Genomic DNA, 16,792 nt, shown 5'->3' on the forward strand with positions numbered 1-16,792 from the left:
TTCATCGACGGCACTTTGCTGCTTTCGAATCCGGGGCCGGCGGTATTCGGCCGGGCGCGCAGGCGCTGCCGGCGGACGGGCGCGGTCCGCCACGGCGCATCAACCGCCTTCCAGCCGGCGCGCGGCCAGGGTCGGAAAACGCACGGCGAGCCGCCCGGCGGGCTCGATGCCCTGCGTCTTTCCGCCGGGGCCATCTGCTCCGCCCGGCGGCTTCCGGCTCAACTGAGGATCAGCAATCCGCCCGGCAGGCGGCGGGCGGCGAGCTGGTAGGAGCGCTCGATCTGCACCAGCGCGGTCTCCAGCTCGGCCACCGGGAAGCGGCCGCTGACCTCGCGGCCGGCGAGCCGGGTCGCCCACAGCACCACCCGGCCGGGGCGATAGCGGTTGATCTCGTCGATCACCCTGGCCAGCGGCATTTGCCGGAACACCAGCACGCCGTCCTGCCAGGCGGAGATCTCATCCGGATCCACCGTGGCGACGCTGCGCAGCGCGCCGGCATCGTAGGAGAGTTGCTGGCGGGCGTTGAGCAGGCTGCGGCCGCTGGGGTGATCCACCTGCAGCAGACCTTCCAGGCAGCTGACGCAGCTCACCCCATCCAGGTGGCTGACCTGGAAGCGGGCATCCACGCCCTGGATGCGGCCGACACCGGCCTCTACCCGGAAGGGGCGGCTGGCCTTGCGCGCATCCACCACGGTTTCGCCGCTGATGAGGTTGAAGCCGACGGTTTCGCCGCCTTCGTCGCGCCGGCTCAGCGCCGTCTGGGTATTCAACGCCACCGGCACATCGCCGGCCAGCACCAGCCGCTTCTGCTCGCCGGTGCGGGTGCGGTAGTCGGCCTGCCATTCATCCAGGGATAGGAGCAGCGGCGTGTTCACCACCGCCAGGCCGGCCGCGCCGGCGGCACTGGCCAGGCCGCAGAGGAAGGCGCGCCGCTGCCAGTTGCGCGGCCGCCGCGCAGCTTCGTGGGCGGCAGCGCGTACCAGCACCTGCTCCAGCGCCGGGTCCATCAGCTTCCACACCCGCTTGGCTTCGGCGAAGGCGGCCCGGTGGGCCTCGCTCTGATCGCGCCAGCGGGTGAAACCCTGCAGATCCAGCTGGGTGGCGCTGCCGGAGGTGAGGCGGCGCAGCCAGACCTGCGCCTCGCGCAGCAGCTGGCCGTCGCCGCCGGCTTCGTTGCCGGGCGCAAAGGCATTGCCGCCGGGGGAGGCTTGCGCGCCCTCCCCGGCGTTCCGATCCGTCTGCCGACCTTCGCCGGATGTGTCCATTGCCATGCCCCGCTTTCAGCGCCCGGCTGCCGGCACAGCGCCCCTGCGCTGCCGCCCGCCCTTGTCATCGGCGCTTAATATACGGACGTATCCACGGCGCAAAAACCGCATATCCATCACTCGCCTTCGGCCTGCCTTGCCGACGACCGGCCGAGACGCGAGGCGCAGTAGTCGTGTGCTTTCTTCAGTTCCTGCTCCACCGTGCGCAGGGAAACGCCCAGACGTTCCGCCACTTCGCGCTGCGGCAGGTGCTCCCAGCGCACCATCACCAGGATCTGGCGCCGGCGCTCCGGCAGGCGCTCCATCGCGGCTATCAGCGCCTGCAGTTCGGCACGGGCGGCCACGGTTTCCACCGGGCCGGGAGCGCTGTCCGGTTCGTCTTCCAGCACGGCCTCGATCTCGCTGGCGGAGACGAGGCGGGTCTGGTTGCGCTGCTGGTCATAGGCGGCGTTGATGGCGGTGCGCATCAGGTAGGCCCCCGGGTCGCGCAGGTTTTCCACCGGCTCGCGGCTCTCCAGCCGCAGCCAGGTGTCCTGCAGGGCGTCGCCCGCCAGCTCGCTACAGCCGAGGCGCCGCGTCAGCCGGCGCTTCAGGTCGCCGTAGCGCAGCAACAGCAGATCGCGCAGGACCAGCATGGCGGTTTCGGGCACGGCGCTCTCCCCAGCTCAGCGGCCGGCGCACGGGTCGCCGCGATCGGCGCGCCGTGGCTGGATCAACAGGGTGACCGGCTGCGCCATGCCTCCCGGCGGCGGCCAGTCCAGCCGCAGTTCGCCGAGAGCCGACAACAGCGCGGCGTCGCGCACGCTGTCGCCGGTGCTATCGAGCAAGCGCACCTGGTGCACACGGCCGGCTTTGTCGATATGGAACTGCACCGCGGCGCGGAAATCGCCCGGGGCGGCGATGAGGCTGGTGCACAGCGCTTCCTGGATGCGCGTCTGCACCAGGCCGTCGAAACGGCGGTAGACCTGGCGCATCTGCGGCGCTTCCCTGGGCGCGGCCTCCTGCCTGGCGGCTTGCGGCGCCGCCGGCTGCAGCACGAAGGCCGGGCGCAGCCCTTCGCCCGCCGGATGCGCGACGATGCCGGTGCCCTCTAGCAGCTTCTGCAGCGCCGCCGCCGCCGGGTAGTCGCCCTGCACCGCGGTCGCCATGCGGCCTTCCACCAGCGCGACGTCGAAGAACACCGGCAGGCCGCTCAGCGCGCCGTAGCGCTCCAGCGCGCTGGCAAGTGGCTGGCGCTCGATGTCGAAGCGGATCGCCCCCGCCGCATCATGCGGCACCTCATCCGGCGCCGCCGCGAGCACGGCGCCAGTCAGAGCGAACATGCATCCCGCCAGTGCAAGCGCACCCAGGAATGCAATCCTGCTTGCCATAGAGATCGAACGGGAGTGGTCATGCCTTCACGGTCGGAATGCCGGCCGCGGGGCCGGGCAAGGAGTCCGGCCGGATGCTACGTTCGATATATGATCGCCCGATGACACTCCGGTTACAGGCCGGGCTGACGCAGCGCCTCCTGTACCGGCAGCCCGGCGCCATCCTGGTTTTCGTGCGCGGGCGGCACTTCGACGTGGTAGGTGCGCAGGGTGTGCAGCAGGCCGCGGTTGATGCGGAATTCCCCTGCGTCCGAATCCATCACGAAGGAATTCGACAGGCAGTTGTGGATCAGCTCTATCGCCCGCGGCTGCACGCTGATCGTTCTCAGATCCCGCACCAGCGCGCTCGCCGGCGGTAGCTCATCCGCCAGGCGCTGAAAACCGGCGAACCAGCGGAACAGCATGTTGTAGCCCAGCACTTCGTACACCTTTTCCTCGTTCTCCAGCGAGTAGGCGAACTTCAGCACCAGGCATTTGAACAGCACCGAGATGCCGACCTTGCTCTCGCACCGCCGCGCCAGATCGGCGAGCAGGGCGTCCTCGTAGCACAGGGCGCTCTCTATGGACTCCCGCAGCGGTACCAGGGGATGGTTGCGCGGCACGAAGAGCTGCAGGTTGTCCACCCGCGTCCACAGCGGATGGCTGACGATCCAGACCCAGGGCGAACCATAGCGATTCACCGCGACCGGTTCCTCCCTGGCCTGCTCGACGATCCTCGACAGCCGCGCATCGAGTTCCTGCATCGTCACCCGCGCCGAACACGTCCATTTCATCGCACCTCCTCCCCTCATCGGGCGCTGCCGGAGGGTGCCGCCGTCGCGCACTCCCACCGCCAGTTCGCGAACAATCGTCATATGGGTGCAAGCTGGACCGAGGTCCCGCTGCCCGCCTCCCGGGCGGCACCTTCCGGCACTGCCTGGAACCGCGCCCGCAGGCTGGCTCTTGCCGGCCGGCCGGCTGCTTCGTAAGCGTCTTCATACAAATCTATCGGTGGGCAATGACATTGAAATTAACCGGACTCCCGAACTCTGCCCCCCGGCTGATGCAACGGAAACGCGCTCACGCCCCATAGACGGATCAGCACGGCGAAATCCCCGGATTCTCTGCATCCGCCGCCGCCGCGCATCAAGGCAGGCGGCGCAGTCCCTGGCCCGCCGGCTCGGGGATGACGGGCGCGGCGATGCGCAGGGAGCCACCGCCTCCCCGTATCAGCACACCCGCGCCGCTCACCTCTGCCAGTGACCAGCCGGGTGACAGCTGCTCGCCGGCCTCGTAGGCGCGCGGCGGCGCATCGCCCACCACCAGCAGGGCGACCGCCTTGCCTTCGCGCTGGATGATGCCCTGCACCGCCACGTCGACGCCGGCACCGCCGCCGAACCAGCCAGCCAGCGCACCGCCGGCCGGATCGTGCCGCTCCGCCGCCTGGACCGCCGGCGGCAGCGGCGGCACCGGTTGCAGCAGCCTTTCGCCCCACGGCAGCACGCCCGCCGCCACCGCCGCGAAGCCCAGGGCATGCGCTGCGCATGCCATCGCCCTCTCCTTGTCCATCACCCGCCCTCCTCTCCTGTGTTACGCCGGAAGTATGGATCGCCCAGGACATGTAGCAGGTCCGTATTGGATTTTCATTTCAGCATCACACTCGGCGAATAGCATCGAAGCTCCCCTTCTCCGGTGCCGGAAGATGCGCCAGCCCGAGTCCCGCTCCCACACGCAGCATGGCTTCACGCTGATAGAGCTGATGCTGGTGCTGGTGATCATCGGCATCGCCACCGCGGCCATCGGCGTCGCCGTCAGGCCAACGCCCGGCGCGGCGCTGCGGCAGGACGCGCTGGATCTGGCACGCCGGCTGATCGCCGCCCAGAACGAGGCGCGCATCGACGGCCGCCTCATTGCCTGGGTGGCGGACGAACAGGGCTACCGCTTCATGCGCGGCACCTGGCGCGGCACCGAAGGCAGCGCCATTCCCTCGCCCAGCCTGGCGGGCGAGCTGGACGCCTTCGCCGATGACGAAATCCTGCGCCCCCGGCGCTGGAGCGAGCCCCCCACCGAGGTCAGCCCCACCGGCCCGCTGCGCCTGAGCCCGGAGTGGATCGCCGTGCCGCTGACGCTGCAGCTCCGCAGCGGTTCCGCCACCGCCCGCATCGTTCTCGATGCCGGCGGCTACCGGGTGGAGTAGCCATGCGTACCCGCGGCGGTAGCGGCTTCACCCTGATCGAAGTCCTCATCGCCCTGGCCATCGCCAGCGTCGCCCTCGCCGCCTTCATGCGCCTCACCGGCCTGACCACCAGCAACCTGGGCCTGCTGGAGCAGCAGACGCTCGCCATGCTGTCGGCCGAGAACGCCCTGGCCGAACTGCAGCTCAGGCGGCCCTTGCCGGCGCCGGGCAACTATTCGGAGCGCTGCCCGCAGGCCGGGCTGCGCCTGGTCTGCTCGCTGCGGATCGCCCCGGCGGTGCAAGGCATGCGGGAAGTCGGCGTCGAGGTCCGGCTCGAAGCCGGCGGCGGCCGCTATCTGGCGGCACTGCAGACGCGGCTGGTGGACGACAGGCAGTGAAAGCGCCCATTTCGTCCCTTCCGCCGGCCCGCCCGGATGGCTTCACCCTGATCGAGGTCATGGTCGCCATCCTCATCATGGCCACGCTGAGCCTGATCACCTGGCGCAGCCTGGACGGCATCGCCCGCGCCAACGACCGCCTGGAAGAACGCAGCCGGGAGAGCATGCGGCTGATGCGGGCGCTGCAGCAGATCGAACGCGACCTCGCCCTGCACGCCACCACCGAGCTGGCCGCCAGCGAAGCGTTGGTGGACGGTGGCCGCCGCGGCAACAGCCGCAGCGGGCGGCGGGCGCTGGAAACCCATGCCAGCCTGCTGCCGCCCGCGCTGCAGGTACGGCGGCAGATTGCCTTGCCTTTCCACCTCGAAGTCGTGCGCAGTGCCCCCACCCTGCCGGGCGAATGGCTGCGGGCGCAGTGGTGGCTGCAGGGCGGCATCCTCTACCGCGCCGCGGGCGCGCCCAGCCACAGCGCCCCGCTGGCGGCACCGACCGCGGCCGACCGTGTCGCGGTACTGGAGGATGTGGCCTCCTTCGAGCTGCGCGCCTGGTCGCCCGGCCAGGGCTGGCGCAACCTGCCCAGCGCCGAACGCCTTTCGTTGCCATCCAGCGGCGTGGAAATCCTGCTGGGCGTGCGCGGACCGGATGGCGAGGTCAGGAACTACCGCCGGGTTGTACTGCTGAACTGAGCGCGGCACTTCCTGCCCAGCTTCCCCAGTCGGACGACGGCCGCCGCATGGAAAAGGCCGGGCAGGTTTCCCCGCCCGGCCTCCGCCGCCTTGCTCAGGCTCCCTTCATCCCGCCATGGCGGCTTCTTTCAGACCGCTTACGGACGACCGGCGGTACCGCAGGTGCTGCTGTTGCCGATGCTGGTGCTGCTGCTGCTCAGGAAGGCCGCTTCGATCGCATCGTTCCAGGCCAGGGGCAGCTTGACGAAGTTGTGCTGGTCGATCGCGTTCGCCGCAACTTCACGGTTGAGGTCGTTGAGATCGTTCAGGAAATCAACGATGTCATCCTTGATCGCGCTCGACTGATAGCACTGGGCCACCAGCAGGTAGGTCAGGCCGAAGATCGGGTAGGAACTCGCCGGCTTGGAGTAGGCAGGGGCCCAGGCGAGCGGGTTGCCATACTGGGCCGCGGCCGGGGCGGCCGGCAGAGCGGCTTGGATGGAAGCGGCATCCGGCAGGTAGCCGTTGATCTTGGCCACGACCGCGTTGTTGGTGCCGAGGTAGTCCGAATCCGGGCTCAGGTAGGCAGTGCGGCCATCGGTCGCCATCGCGGCCTTCACGCCACTGCTGCCGGAGGCGGCCACCCAGTGGCTGGGAATGCTGCCCACGGCGCCAGCCACCACGGTGGCGAAGTTGTTGGAGACGGTGAAGCCGGAGGTCGGGCAAGCAGCCACCAGGTAGCGGGAAAACAATTCAGTGGTGCCGCTGTTGTCGGAGCGATAGACCACCGCGACGGGCGTGGTGTCGCTGGTGCCCCGTACTTGACCCCAGGTCTGGCCACCGGTGGTGTTCGAGTAGATGGCGCAGACCTTGGCATCGCTCAGGTCCAGGTTGGAGATACCACTGCGCTTGTACGGCAGCACCACCGAGGTCGCCACCACCGGGATCTGGGCGATGCGGCCCCAGGCGGTGAGGTGGGCGGAAAGGTAGGAGCTCAGCTCTGTCGAGGTGAGGGCGGAGTCGCTGCCGGCGAAATGCACCGAACCGGAACCGCCGAAGCCGGCTGCGTTGTTGTTCAGGAAGGCCGTCTTGCCGGTGCCGCTACCGGTGCCGGTGTAGGTGAAGTTGGCCGGCAGGATGTCGGCGTACAGCTCTTGCGGCAGCGTCGCGCCACCACCCACCACGGTTTGCGCGGCGGCGGAGCCGGCCATGGCCGACAGCGCGGACACAACGACGGCAGACAGCAGCTTGGCTTTCAAATTCGCGTTCATTGGAAACTCCTTGCGTATGACCCATCAGGAAGAAATGAACCCACTCGGAGGCTGCCCGGCTCGCACACCGTTTCGCCCCGTCCGCCGCCCTCGGTGGCGGCGGATTCATTCTGTCCAATGCCCGTGACATGGATCTGAAGGAATTCCGGGAACATAAATCCGTGGACGCCCGAGTCCTTGTTCCGCAAGTTCCTGATTGCTTCACTGCACCATCTGGTTGAGCTCCATGATGGGCATCAGCACCGCCAGCACGATCAGCATCACCACACCGCCCATGGCCAGGATCATCAGCGGCTCCAGCAGCGCGGTCAGGCGGGTGGCGCGTCGCTCCAGGTCGCGGGAGAGATTCGCCGCCGCGCGGTCCAGCATCGGGGTTAAGGCCCCCGTTTTCTCGCCGCTCGCCACCAGGTGGATCAGATTAGAAGGAAAAATTTTCTGTGCCTTCAGCGCCACTGCCAGCGGCGCGCCTTCCTTCACCCGGGCGGTGGCATCCTGCACCGCCTGCCTGAGTTTCTCGTTGCCCAGGGTCTGGCGCGCCGCTTCCAGGGCGCGCAGCAGCGGCACCCCGGCGTCCATCAGGATCGCCAGGGTGGAAGCGAAACGGGCGGTATTCACTCCCAGCGCGAAGCGGCCCACCATCGGCAAGCCGAGCACGCGGCTGTGCCAGCGCAAGCGCCTGCCCTCGTCGCGCTGGGAATGGCGCCAGGCGGCGAAGCCGCCGATCAATGCCAGCGCCGCCAGCCAGCCCCATTCGCGGACGAAGGCGCTGGCCGCCAGCATCAGCCGGGTGATCAAGGGCAGTTCCTGGCGCGCCTGGGAGAAGGCGCCAATGACCTGCGGCACCACATAGCCGAGCAGGAAGACGACGATGCAGGCGGAAACGAGGGCGACCACCGCCGGATAGATGAAGGCGGTGAGTATCTTGCTCCGCAGGCCGTCCCGCCCCTCCAGGTAGTCGGCCAGGCGTTCCATGACGCGGGCGAGGTCGCCGGCATCCTCGCCGGCGCCCACCAGGGCGCGGTAGATGGGCGGGAAATCCCGCGGCCGCTCGCCCAGCGCATCCACCAGCCGCATGCCGGCGCGCACATGCCCGCAGACCGCCTCCAGCGCCTCGGCCACCGGTTTGCGCTCCGCCTGCTCCACGGTGGCGACCAGCGCCGACTCCAGCGGCAGGTGGGCGCCCAGCAAGCTGGCCAGCTCGCGCGTCGCCCAGCACAGGTCGGCGGCGCTCAGGCGCGGGCTTAGCCAGATGTTACCGGCGCCGGCGGGCGCAGCCCTCACCTCCAGCGGCGTCAAGCCGCGTTCCCGCAGCTGGGTTCGCAGCGCGCGTGCGCTGTCGGCCTCGCCCAGGCCGCTGCGGATGGCGCCGGCGGCGTCGGCGGCTTCGAAGCGGAAGCGGGGCATGCTCCCTCCCCGTTCAGGCGTCGCGGGTGACGCGCAGGATCTCCTCGGCCGAGGTGATTCCCGCGCGCACCCAGCGCTGGCCATCGTCGCGCATGGTGCGCATGCCGTGCCGCCGGGCCGCCGCGCGCATCGCCTGTTCGTCTCCGCCCTCGTGGATCAGGCGGCGGACGTCGTCATGGATGACGAAGAGCTCATGGATGCCGGTGCGCCCCTTGAAGCCGCTGTGGTTGCAGGCCGGGCAACCCACCGGCAGGTAATGCACGCCGCCCTCTGCCCCCTCCTCGCTAGGCCGCCGGCATTCCGGGCACAGCTTGCGCACCAGGCGCTGGGCCAGCACGCCGAGCAGCGAGGACGACAGCAGGAAGGGCTCCACCCCCATGTCGGTCATGCGGGTCACCGCCGAGATCGCATCGTTGGTATGCAGCGAGGCCAGCACGCCGTGGCCGGTGAGCGAGGCCTGCACCGCGATCTGGGCGGTCTCCAGGTCGCGGATCTCGCCGATCATGATGTTGTCCGGGTCCTGCCGCAGCGCGGCGCGCAGGGCGGCGCCAAAGCTCATGCCGATGCGGCTGTGCACCGGGATCTGGTTGATGCCCGGCAGGTCGTATTCCACCGGGTCTTCGACAGTGAGGATGTTGCTGGTGTCGCGGTCGAGCTGGCCGAGGGCGGCGTACAGCGTGGTGGTCTTGCCGCTGCCGGTGGGGCCGGTGACCAGCACGATGCCGTGGGGCTGGCGTATCAGCCGGGTCAGCTCGTCCAGGGTGTCCGGTGCGAGGCCGAGGCGCTCCAGCCGCAGGCGGCCGGCGTCCTTCTCCAACAAGCGCAGCACCGCGCGTTCGCCATGCACCGTGGGCACGGTGGACACCCGCAGGTCGATGGCGCGCCCGCCCACCCGCAGGGCGATGCGGCCATCCTGCGGCGTGCGTTTCTCGGCGATGTCCAGCTGCGACATGATCTTGATGCGGGAGATCAGCGCCGCATGCAGGCCCTTGCGCGGGCTGACGACGTCGCGCAGCGTGCCATCCACCCGGTAGCGCACCACCGAATGGGTCTCGAAGGCTTCGAAATGCACGTCGCTGGCGCCGTCGCGCGCGGCCTGCGCCAGCAGGGCGTTGATCATGCGGATCACCGGCGCATCGTCCTGCGCGTCCAGCAGATCGGTCACCGCCGGCATGTCGTGCATCAGGCGCTCCAGGTCCACCTCGCTCTCGGCGGCGCCCACCACTTCGGCGGCGCCGCTTTCCGCCTGCAGGCTGTCGAGCAGGGCATCCATCTCAGCCTCGCCGATCTCGCGCCAGCGGCGCAGGCCGGTGCGGCGGGCCGCCTCGGCCACTGCCCAACCCGGCGTGCGGGCGGTACATAGCAGGCAGGGTTCGCCGCCGGCCGCCTCATCCCGGCCGGGCGCGATCCGCTGCGCCCGCGCCCAGGGCGCCGGCAGGGCGGGCGGGGCCTTCGCCACCGCAGGGTCGCGCACATTCATGCGGACACCTCCGCGAGGCGCTGCGGCAGTCGCGGCCGGAAGCTCATGGCGCCACCACCAGTTCCGGCGCGTAGCCCAGCTCGCGCAGCAGGGCGACCGCGGTGTCCACCGCCTGGGCGTCATGCGGCACGTCCACCCTCACCGCATGCCCGCGACCTCCCGGGCCGGTCACCACATAGGCCTGCAGGCCGCTGATGCGCACCCGGCGGACCGTGGCCAGCGCCTCGTCCTCGGCGGCCGTCTCGGAAATCTGCAGCACGCTGCGCCGCGCCTCGGCGCCGGCATACAGCGCCGCTGGATCGCCGGCGACCGGCGACACCGCCGCGGCGATGCTCACCGCGCCAGCCTCCGCGCCAGCTTCCCCGCGCGCCGGCCGCTCCCGCGCCTGCACCGAGGACTGCGTGGCCGGCGGCGCCTGCTCCCGGGTGGCGGCCCACCCGGCGGGACGGAGATCCAGCCCGCGAGGCGCCGCCGCCAGCGGCACATCCGCCGGCGGCAGGATGGGCGCGCCCAGCTCGCGCAGCAGCGTGTGGGCGGAGGGCTGGGTGTGGCTCTGCTGGCGGCGCATGTAGTTGTAGCGGTCCAGCGTGAGGCCGCGGCCGGCATGGGCATCCCGGATCACATAGGGCCGCAGGAAGACCATCAGATTGGTCTTCGCCCGCTGGCGCTGGTCGTGGCGGAACAGCCCGCCCAGCACCGGCAGCGAACCAAGCACCGGCACTTCACTGGTGCCGGTGCTGACGCTGTCTTCCATCAGCCCGCCCAGCACCATGATCTGGCCGTCGTCCAGCAGCACGCTGGTATCCAGCGCACGCTTGTTGGTGACGATGCCGGCGGCATCCGAGCTTTGCTCGTCGATGCTGGACACCTCCTGGTAGATGTCCAGCTTGACCGTGCCGCCCTCGGAGATCTGCGGCCGGATGTTGAGCTTCAGCCCGATGTCTTCCCGCTGTATGGTCTGGAAAGGGTTGTTGCTGCCGCTGCTGCCGCTGGTGACGTACTGGCCGCTGACGAAGGGCACCGTCTTGCCGACCATGATGGAGGCCGGCTCGTTGTCCAGCGTGAGGATGTTGGGGGTGGAGAGGATGTTGGCGCCGCCCTTGCTCTGCAGCGCCCGCGCCAGCATTTTCAAGTTGAGGATCTCGCCGACGCCGGGCAGGTTCACCTTGCCGTCCACGATGCCGAGGTTGAGGCCGTCGGGCAGCAGGTCCAGGGTGCTGGAGGCGGTCAGGTTGAGGCCGCTGCCGCCGGCGATGTTGCCGCCGAAGAAGCGCTTGCCGCCGGCCATCCACTGGATGCCCAGCTCGGCCGCATCGTTCTCTGTCACCTCCACGATCAGGCTCTCGACCAGCACCTGGGCGCGGCGCTGGTCCAGCAGGTCGATGACCCGGCGCAGGCTGCGGTACATCGGTTCGGGCGCGGCGATGATCAGGGTGTTGGTGGTCGCGTCCGCCTGCACCGTCACCCCGCCGGCGGAGAAGGTGGAGGCGCTGCTGCCGCTGGCCTGGGAACGCCCGCCGGCGGCACCATGAACCGATACCGTGGTGGCGCTGCCGCCAGCACTCGACGAGGAGGAAGTGGTGCTGGTGGTGGTGCTGCTGCTGCTGCTGCCGGCATTGCCCTCCAGCATGCCGCCAGCGCCCAGCGCCGCCCGCACCGGATCGCCGCCGGACTGGGCGCTTTCGGCGGATTCGCCGGTGAGCAGCCCGCGCAGCACGCCGGCCAGGTAGGCCGCCTGGGCGTTGCGCAGATAGACCACATGCAGATTGCCGGGATCGCCCTGCACCTCGTCGAGCTTGAGGATCAGCTCCCGCGCGAGGTTGGTGCGCGCCGGGCTGCTGGAGCGGATGAGCACGCTGTTGGAGCGCGGGTCGGCGGTCACGACGATGTCCCGCCGTGTCTTGTCGCCACCGCCCTCCAGCAGTTCCGCCGCCAGCGCGGCGATGTCCGCCGCCACGCCGTTGCGCAGCTTCACCACCTCGGTATCCAGCGAGGTGGGCGTGTCTATGCTCTCGATGATGCGGGCGATGCGGTCTAGGTTGTCCACATAGTCGGTGATCACCAGGGTGTTGTTGGCGGCATAGGCAACGATGGCGTTCTCCGGCGCGATCATCGGCTTGAGCACCGGCACCATGGCCTCGGCGCTCTCGTAGGCCAGCCGATAGGTGCGGGTGGCCATGCCGCCGCCCGCGCCCGCGCTGTTCACGGTGCCGCCGTGCAGCCGGGCATCCGCCGCCGGCAGTACGCGGCTGACCTCGCCCACATCGACGATGGCGTAGCCGCGCATGCGCAGCGCGCCGGCCAGCATGCCGTAGGCGGTATCGGCGGACACCTCGCCCTCGGAGACCAGGGTGAGCTGGCCCTTCACCCGCGGATCGACGAGGAAGCTGCGGCCGAGGAAACGCGCCAGCGCGGAGATCACCGCCGGAATGTCGGCATCGACGAAATTCAGCGTCGCCTTTTCCGCCTGGCCCTGGCCCGGCGGGTTCGTGGTGGCCGCCGGCGGGATCGCGCGGGCTGGCGCGGCCGGCCGCGCTGCCGTCCGCGGCGTCAGCGCTTCGACGTCGCCGGCGCGGGCCGTCGTTGTCACCCCGGGTGTCACTCCGGCGGCCATCCCCGCTCCCGCTGGCGCGGCGGCCGCCGCCGCGGGCACATAGTTGCCCTGGCGGAACAGCGCATCCTCCCGCGCAGTGGCGCTGCAGCCGGCCACCGCCGCCATGCAGCCCATGCAGAACCCCAGCCGGGCCAGCCTCTTCGTACCGCGGCGCAACGTCATCCTTCCTCCTTGGCCGTCCGCGCCGGGCGCAGACTCACGGTTCCCAGCACTACGCCCTGGCCACCTCCAGCCTCGCCGCTGCGCAGGGCGAGGCCGGCAATCTCCAGCCCCAGCGCCGCCGGCGCGTCCAGCAGCCAGGGCATGAAGCGGGCGGCGGACACGCCGATGCTCAGTTCGAACTGGACGCCATCCGCCTGCGCTCCATCGATGAAGCGGTAGCTGCCGGCGAAGCCGGCGCGGTCCAGCGTCGCGCCCACGCGATCGGCGAGCGCAAGCCCGGTCTCCGTCGACGCCGCCACCGCGCCGGCACCGTCCAGCACCATCTCCAACGCCTGGGCCTGCGAGCGCAGCTTGGGCAGCTCCGCCTCCCAGTAGCTCAGCGAGGCCAGCGCCGGCCGTATGCCCAGCAACCAGCCCAACCCCAGGGCGAGCGCCGCCAGCCCCAGCGTCAGTTGCATCCGCTCCCGTGACGCCAGGGCTTGCCATGCGCCCCGCAGCCGGGCAGCGTGGCGCAGGATTCCGCCGGCAAGCGGTTGCTTGGCGGTGGCCGGCTCCTGCCCGTTCATGGCGTCTGCGCAGCCGCCGCTGTGTCAGCCTGCCGATAGGACAAGCGCAGGCCCTTGCCCGCCGCCTCTTCCACGATCTCCACGCCTTGCTCCAGCGCCTGCGCCTGCAGGGCGGGCAGTGCATCCCGCAGCGCGCCAGCGGCCCGCCGCCATTCGACGTGCAGGGCTTGTTCATCCGCGGAGAAGCGCAGGCCGGTGACCTCCCCGGCCAGCGGCAGCATGGCGGCCACGCGCGCCAACCCGGAGAAACCGCCCGCCCCGGCGCCGCCGGCCTGCTGCCGCTGCCTGGCCTGCTGCAAGGGGTTGAGTACCACCTGGATATCCGGGAAAGCCGCCCTGAGCCGGGCGCTCATGTGCCGCTTCAGCGCCTGCCCTTCCGCCTCCAGCCGGCCGACATGAAGATTGAGGCCGAGCGACCACAGCGCCAGCGCGGCAATTCCCCAGCCGGAGGCGGCCCGCCGCCAGGAGGAGGCGCGACCATCCCCAGTGGCCGGCATCGGCAGTCTGACGCGCCAGGACGCACCCGACCAGGCGAGCGCATCCCAGTCACCCTGCGTGGGATGTGCTTCCAGCGTCAGCCAGCGCGGCTCCTGGCCAGCGGGAAGCAAGGTGGCGAGGCGCGCGGCCGACGCCTCGCCCGGCCCGTTGACCCGCTGCCCACCCAGCGCCTGCAGCAGGCCGCTGTTACACCCGGTACGCAGCCACAGCCAGCCATCGACCTCGCACGCGGAAGGGCTGCCCTCGGACCAAGGCAGGAAGGCCGGCGGCGGGAACACGGCATGCGGCGCCAGGCCATGAGGGCGCAAGCGGGCGAGCACGCCGTGCAGCGTCCGCGCCTCCACCCAGGCCACCGTCAGCCGGCCATCCTCGCCCTGCGGGCCGAAGCCGATCGCCAGCGACTCCACCGGTGCCAGCGCCAGCGTTTCCAGCGCTCCGCTCACCGCGGCCCGCAGGCGGCCCCGCGACAGGGGCGGCAGGCTCAGCTCGGCCAGCGAGACGTCCAGCGGATGCAGGCAGGCCTCCACCCGGCGGGCGTGGTAGCGCTCGCCCAGCTCAGCCAGGCTGCCGGGCGCATCGCAATGCCAATGGCCGTCCTTTCCGCGCCAGGCGCAGCGGACCCTTCCGTCGTCCAGTTCTGCCTCCTGCGGCAAGGACAGGCGCAGCAGTTCCACCTTCATGCGCCCTCCCGCAGCCACAGCACGCGCGGCAGGGATTGTTTGTCGTCATGCATCAGCGCCCTCAGCACTACCTTCGTCCGCCCGACCTCCACCGCCGCGGCGAACTGGAACCAGCGGCTGTTCACACCCAGGCGCACCTGGCTGGAATCCAGCTCCGGCATCTGCAGGCGATGGGCGAAATCGCCCTGGCTGAGAAACCACTGGCCGCGGTCGCGGGCTTGCAGCAGCGCCTGCGCCCGCTCCAGCGGCAGGCCGGGCACCTGGGCGGCGATGACTTCGGCCCGGGCGGTGTTGGCATTCACCCAAGTGGGCTGCGGCAGCATGGTGACGTAGGGCTTGAGACGCGCGAGGCTGGCGGGCTCGACGCCGGGGACCGCCAGCAGATCCTCCACCACCCGTGGCCTGAGCCCGGCCACCCCCGGCCGCCCGACATCGCCCTCTTCCACCCGTCGCCCTGCAGCCGGCGCTTCGCCCGGAGTTCCGCCCAGGGCCAGCACCACCCCGCGGGAGATGAGCGCCGCCTGCTCTGCCTCGACGCCGAGCAGCTCGCACAGGCGGCTGAACGCGGCCAGTTCGGCGGCAGCCGGAGCGCCCTGCACGACCAGGTTGCGCAAATTGAATTTGCCCTGCTCATCGATGATCTCGGATGAGATCCAGGCGGGAATTCCGGCCAACTGCCCGGCCGGACGGCCGAGCACCGGCAGGCTCCAGGCGCCGCCGGCGCGGGTGAGCACATCCCGTCTCGCCTCGTCGCGCAGCAGCAGTTGCGCGCGGCCGACTTCGCCGCGCAACAGCCAGCGGGCCTGGCTGCGGATCTGTTCGCCCTGCAGGCTGCGGATGATCATCGCCTGGCGGCCGAGCAGGCTGGCGGCCAGCACCGCGATTGCCGCGACGATCAGCAGCACCGCGATGACTGCCATGCCCTGCTGCCCGACGAGGCGTTGGCAGACGCGGCGCTGCAAGACAGCGGTTCGATGGCGGAGCATGGCGGGCGCCTAGAGATCCCAGGAGCCGATGTCGGCGTTGGCTTTCTCGCCGCCCGGCTCGCCATCTGCGCCCAGCGAGAAGACATCGATCTCGCCATTGGTGCCGGGGTTGAGGTACTGGTAGGCCTTGCCCCAGGGATCGTTGGGCAGGCGTTCCAGGTAGGGCCGCCAGTTGCCCGGCACCTTGCCGCTCGCCGGCTTCTCCACCAGGGCGCGCAGGCCCTGGGTGCCGCTGGGATAGGCGCCATTGTCCAGGCGGTAGAGCTTGAGCGCCTGCATGATGGCGGCGACATCCTGGCGCGCGGCGGTGGCCCGCGCCTGGTCCGGCCGCTCCATCAGGCTGGGCACCACCAGCGCGGCCAGCACGCCCATGATCACCAGCACCACCATGATCTCGATCAGGGTGAATCCCCTGGCGCTCCGGTGTAGCCGGATGTCGCGCTCCGGAAGCTCCGCGGACATACCCCTTCTCCCGAAAAAACGATGGACCGGGCCATGCTGACAGAGGCGAATGTCATTGCTGTTGAGCAAACTCGGGAGGATTTTCCGGGTCGGAAAACGCGTTCCGCATAGAGAGAGGTCGAGCGGAAACCGCATGCTGACGCGCAGCACGCGGGCAGTGCCGGCAGCGCTATCAGGCCGCCTGTCGTTCTTCCGCCAGGTTCATCCGGCAGCGCATACCGGAGTCCGCCGGCACGGCCTCACCCGACTGCGGTCGCGCCATGTAGTGGGCACAGTGGCGCAGGGCCTGGCCCAGGATGGCGTCCAGCGTGCGTACCGACACCCGGAACCAGGCGGCGGCCTCCTGGCGGGAGCAGTCTTCCACCCGCAGCGCGAGCAGGATGGCGCGGTGGCGCCGGGGCAGGCCGTGCAGCGCCCGCTCCATCGCCGCCAGTTCGGAGCGCGCCTCCATCTCCTGCTCCGGCCCGGGCGCCGTGTCCGCCAGCTGTTCGAGGTCGGCCTCCTCCACTGCCGCAGCCGGCCGCGCATCCCGGTCGCGCAGGCGCTCCATCGCCACATTGCTGGCCGCCCTGTAGACATAGGCTTCCGGGCAGCGGATGGCCGTGGTCGTCATGTCGCCCAGGCGCAGCCAGGTTTCATGCAGGCACTCGCTGGCCAGGTCGGCGCAGCCGAAACGGCGGGCGAGGCGCTGCTGCAGCTCGCGGTAGTTCGCGGCAAGGTAGGCGCGCAAGCCGGCGCCTTCCGGCAAGGTGCCTGCTCCGGCACGGACATCGATTTCCATCGAGGCGGTTTCCAAGGCGATGGGGAACAACGGCA

The 16,792-nt window shown here is 70.4% G+C and carries 17 protein-coding genes; 3 read left to right on the forward strand and 14 right to left on the reverse strand.

Annotated features, from left to right (window positions below; genetic code table 11):
- Positions 1–218 precede the first annotated feature (218 nt).
- From C7389_RS04795 to C7389_RS04815, 5 genes are all read right to left on the reverse strand, one after another.
- On the reverse strand, positions 219–1,271 hold the full coding sequence (locus C7389_RS04795) for a FecR family protein (protein WP_133588917.1): 1,053 nt from the start codon (positions 1,269–1,271) through the stop codon (positions 219–221).
- Between the two features lie 110 nt (positions 1,272–1,381).
- Positions 1,382–1,915, reverse strand: coding sequence for an RNA polymerase sigma factor (locus tag C7389_RS04800; RefSeq protein ID WP_133588919.1), 534 nt, complete (start codon positions 1,913–1,915; stop codon positions 1,382–1,384).
- A gap of 15 nt (positions 1,916–1,930) precedes the next feature.
- Complete coding sequence (locus C7389_RS04805; protein ID WP_162851668.1) at positions 1,931–2,587, reverse strand: STN domain-containing protein; 657 nt, start codon at positions 2,585–2,587, stop codon at positions 1,931–1,933.
- A gap of 161 nt (positions 2,588–2,748) precedes the next feature.
- The gene (locus C7389_RS04810; RefSeq protein WP_162851669.1) at positions 2,749–3,408 is read right to left on the reverse strand and encodes a transposase; all 660 of its coding nucleotides are present in this window, start codon (positions 3,406–3,408) and stop codon (positions 2,749–2,751) included.
- 352 nt (positions 3,409–3,760) lie between these two features.
- Positions 3,761–4,165, reverse strand: a complete 405-nt coding sequence (locus C7389_RS04815) for a general secretion pathway protein GspC (protein ID WP_133588925.1) — start codon at positions 4,163–4,165, stop codon at positions 3,761–3,763.
- 151 nt (positions 4,166–4,316) lie between these two features.
- Between C7389_RS04815 and gspH the strand changes: the two genes are divergently transcribed.
- From gspH to C7389_RS04830, 3 genes are read left to right on the forward strand one after another with little or no spacing between them, the layout of a single operon-like run.
- On the forward strand, positions 4,317–4,811 hold the full coding sequence (gspH, locus tag C7389_RS04820; protein WP_162851670.1) for a type II secretion system minor pseudopilin GspH: 495 nt from the start codon (positions 4,317–4,319) through the stop codon (positions 4,809–4,811).
- Positions 4,812–4,813: 2 nt separating this feature from the next.
- Positions 4,814–5,188, forward strand: a complete 375-nt coding sequence (gspI, locus tag C7389_RS04825; RefSeq protein WP_133588929.1) for a type II secretion system minor pseudopilin GspI — start codon at positions 4,814–4,816, stop codon at positions 5,186–5,188.
- Complete coding sequence (locus C7389_RS04830; RefSeq protein ID WP_211168211.1) at positions 5,185–5,874, forward strand: PulJ/GspJ family protein; 690 nt, start codon at positions 5,185–5,187, stop codon at positions 5,872–5,874. Before gspI ends, C7389_RS04830 begins: the two co-directional genes overlap by 4 nt.
- A gap of 137 nt (positions 5,875–6,011) precedes the next feature.
- Here C7389_RS04830 and C7389_RS04835 read toward each other — a convergent pair whose 3' ends face one another.
- From C7389_RS04835 to C7389_RS04875, 9 genes are all read right to left on the reverse strand, one after another.
- Positions 6,012–7,124, reverse strand: coding sequence for a substrate-binding domain-containing protein (locus tag C7389_RS04835; protein WP_133588931.1), 1,113 nt, complete (start codon positions 7,122–7,124; stop codon positions 6,012–6,014).
- A 201-nt stretch (positions 7,125–7,325) separates the two neighbouring features.
- Positions 7,326–8,528, reverse strand: coding sequence for a type II secretion system inner membrane protein GspF (gene gspF / locus C7389_RS04840; RefSeq protein ID WP_133588933.1), 1,203 nt, complete (start codon positions 8,526–8,528; stop codon positions 7,326–7,328).
- A 13-nt stretch (positions 8,529–8,541) separates the two neighbouring features.
- The gene (gene gspE, locus C7389_RS04845) at positions 8,542–10,008 is read right to left on the reverse strand and encodes a type II secretion system ATPase GspE (RefSeq protein WP_133588935.1); all 1,467 of its coding nucleotides are present in this window, start codon (positions 10,006–10,008) and stop codon (positions 8,542–8,544) included.
- 43 nt (positions 10,009–10,051) lie between these two features.
- Positions 10,052–12,784 (reverse strand): type II secretion system secretin GspD, encoded by a 2,733-nt coding sequence (gene gspD, locus C7389_RS04850; protein ID WP_211168212.1) that lies wholly within the window; start codon positions 12,782–12,784, stop codon positions 10,052–10,054.
- On the reverse strand, positions 12,781–13,350 hold the full coding sequence (gene gspM, locus C7389_RS04855; protein ID WP_133588937.1) for a type II secretion system protein GspM: 570 nt from the start codon (positions 13,348–13,350) through the stop codon (positions 12,781–12,783). Before gspM ends, gspD begins: the two co-directional genes overlap by 4 nt.
- Complete coding sequence (gspL, locus tag C7389_RS04860; RefSeq protein ID WP_133588939.1) at positions 13,347–14,528, reverse strand: type II secretion system protein GspL; 1,182 nt, start codon at positions 14,526–14,528, stop codon at positions 13,347–13,349. The genes gspM and gspL overlap by 4 nt, the downstream gene beginning before the upstream one ends.
- A complete protein-coding gene (gspK, locus tag C7389_RS04865; RefSeq protein ID WP_133588941.1) occupies positions 14,525–15,514 on the reverse strand; it encodes a type II secretion system minor pseudopilin GspK in 990 nt (329 codons plus the stop codon). The genes gspL and gspK overlap by 4 nt, the downstream gene beginning before the upstream one ends.
- 9 nt (positions 15,515–15,523) lie before the next feature.
- Positions 15,524–15,976 (reverse strand): type II secretion system major pseudopilin GspG, encoded by a 453-nt coding sequence (gene gspG / locus C7389_RS04870; protein ID WP_133588943.1) that lies wholly within the window; start codon positions 15,974–15,976, stop codon positions 15,524–15,526.
- A gap of 172 nt (positions 15,977–16,148) precedes the next feature.
- A complete protein-coding gene (locus tag C7389_RS04875; protein ID WP_133588945.1) occupies positions 16,149–16,757 on the reverse strand; it encodes an RNA polymerase sigma factor in 609 nt (202 codons plus the stop codon).
- Positions 16,758–16,792 lie beyond the last annotated feature (35 nt).

Origin of the sequence: Azoarcus indigens, assembly GCF_004361735.1 — a bacterium.
In the GTDB taxonomy this organism is placed as follows: domain Bacteria; phylum Pseudomonadota; class Gammaproteobacteria; order Burkholderiales; family Rhodocyclaceae; genus Azoarcus; species Azoarcus indigens.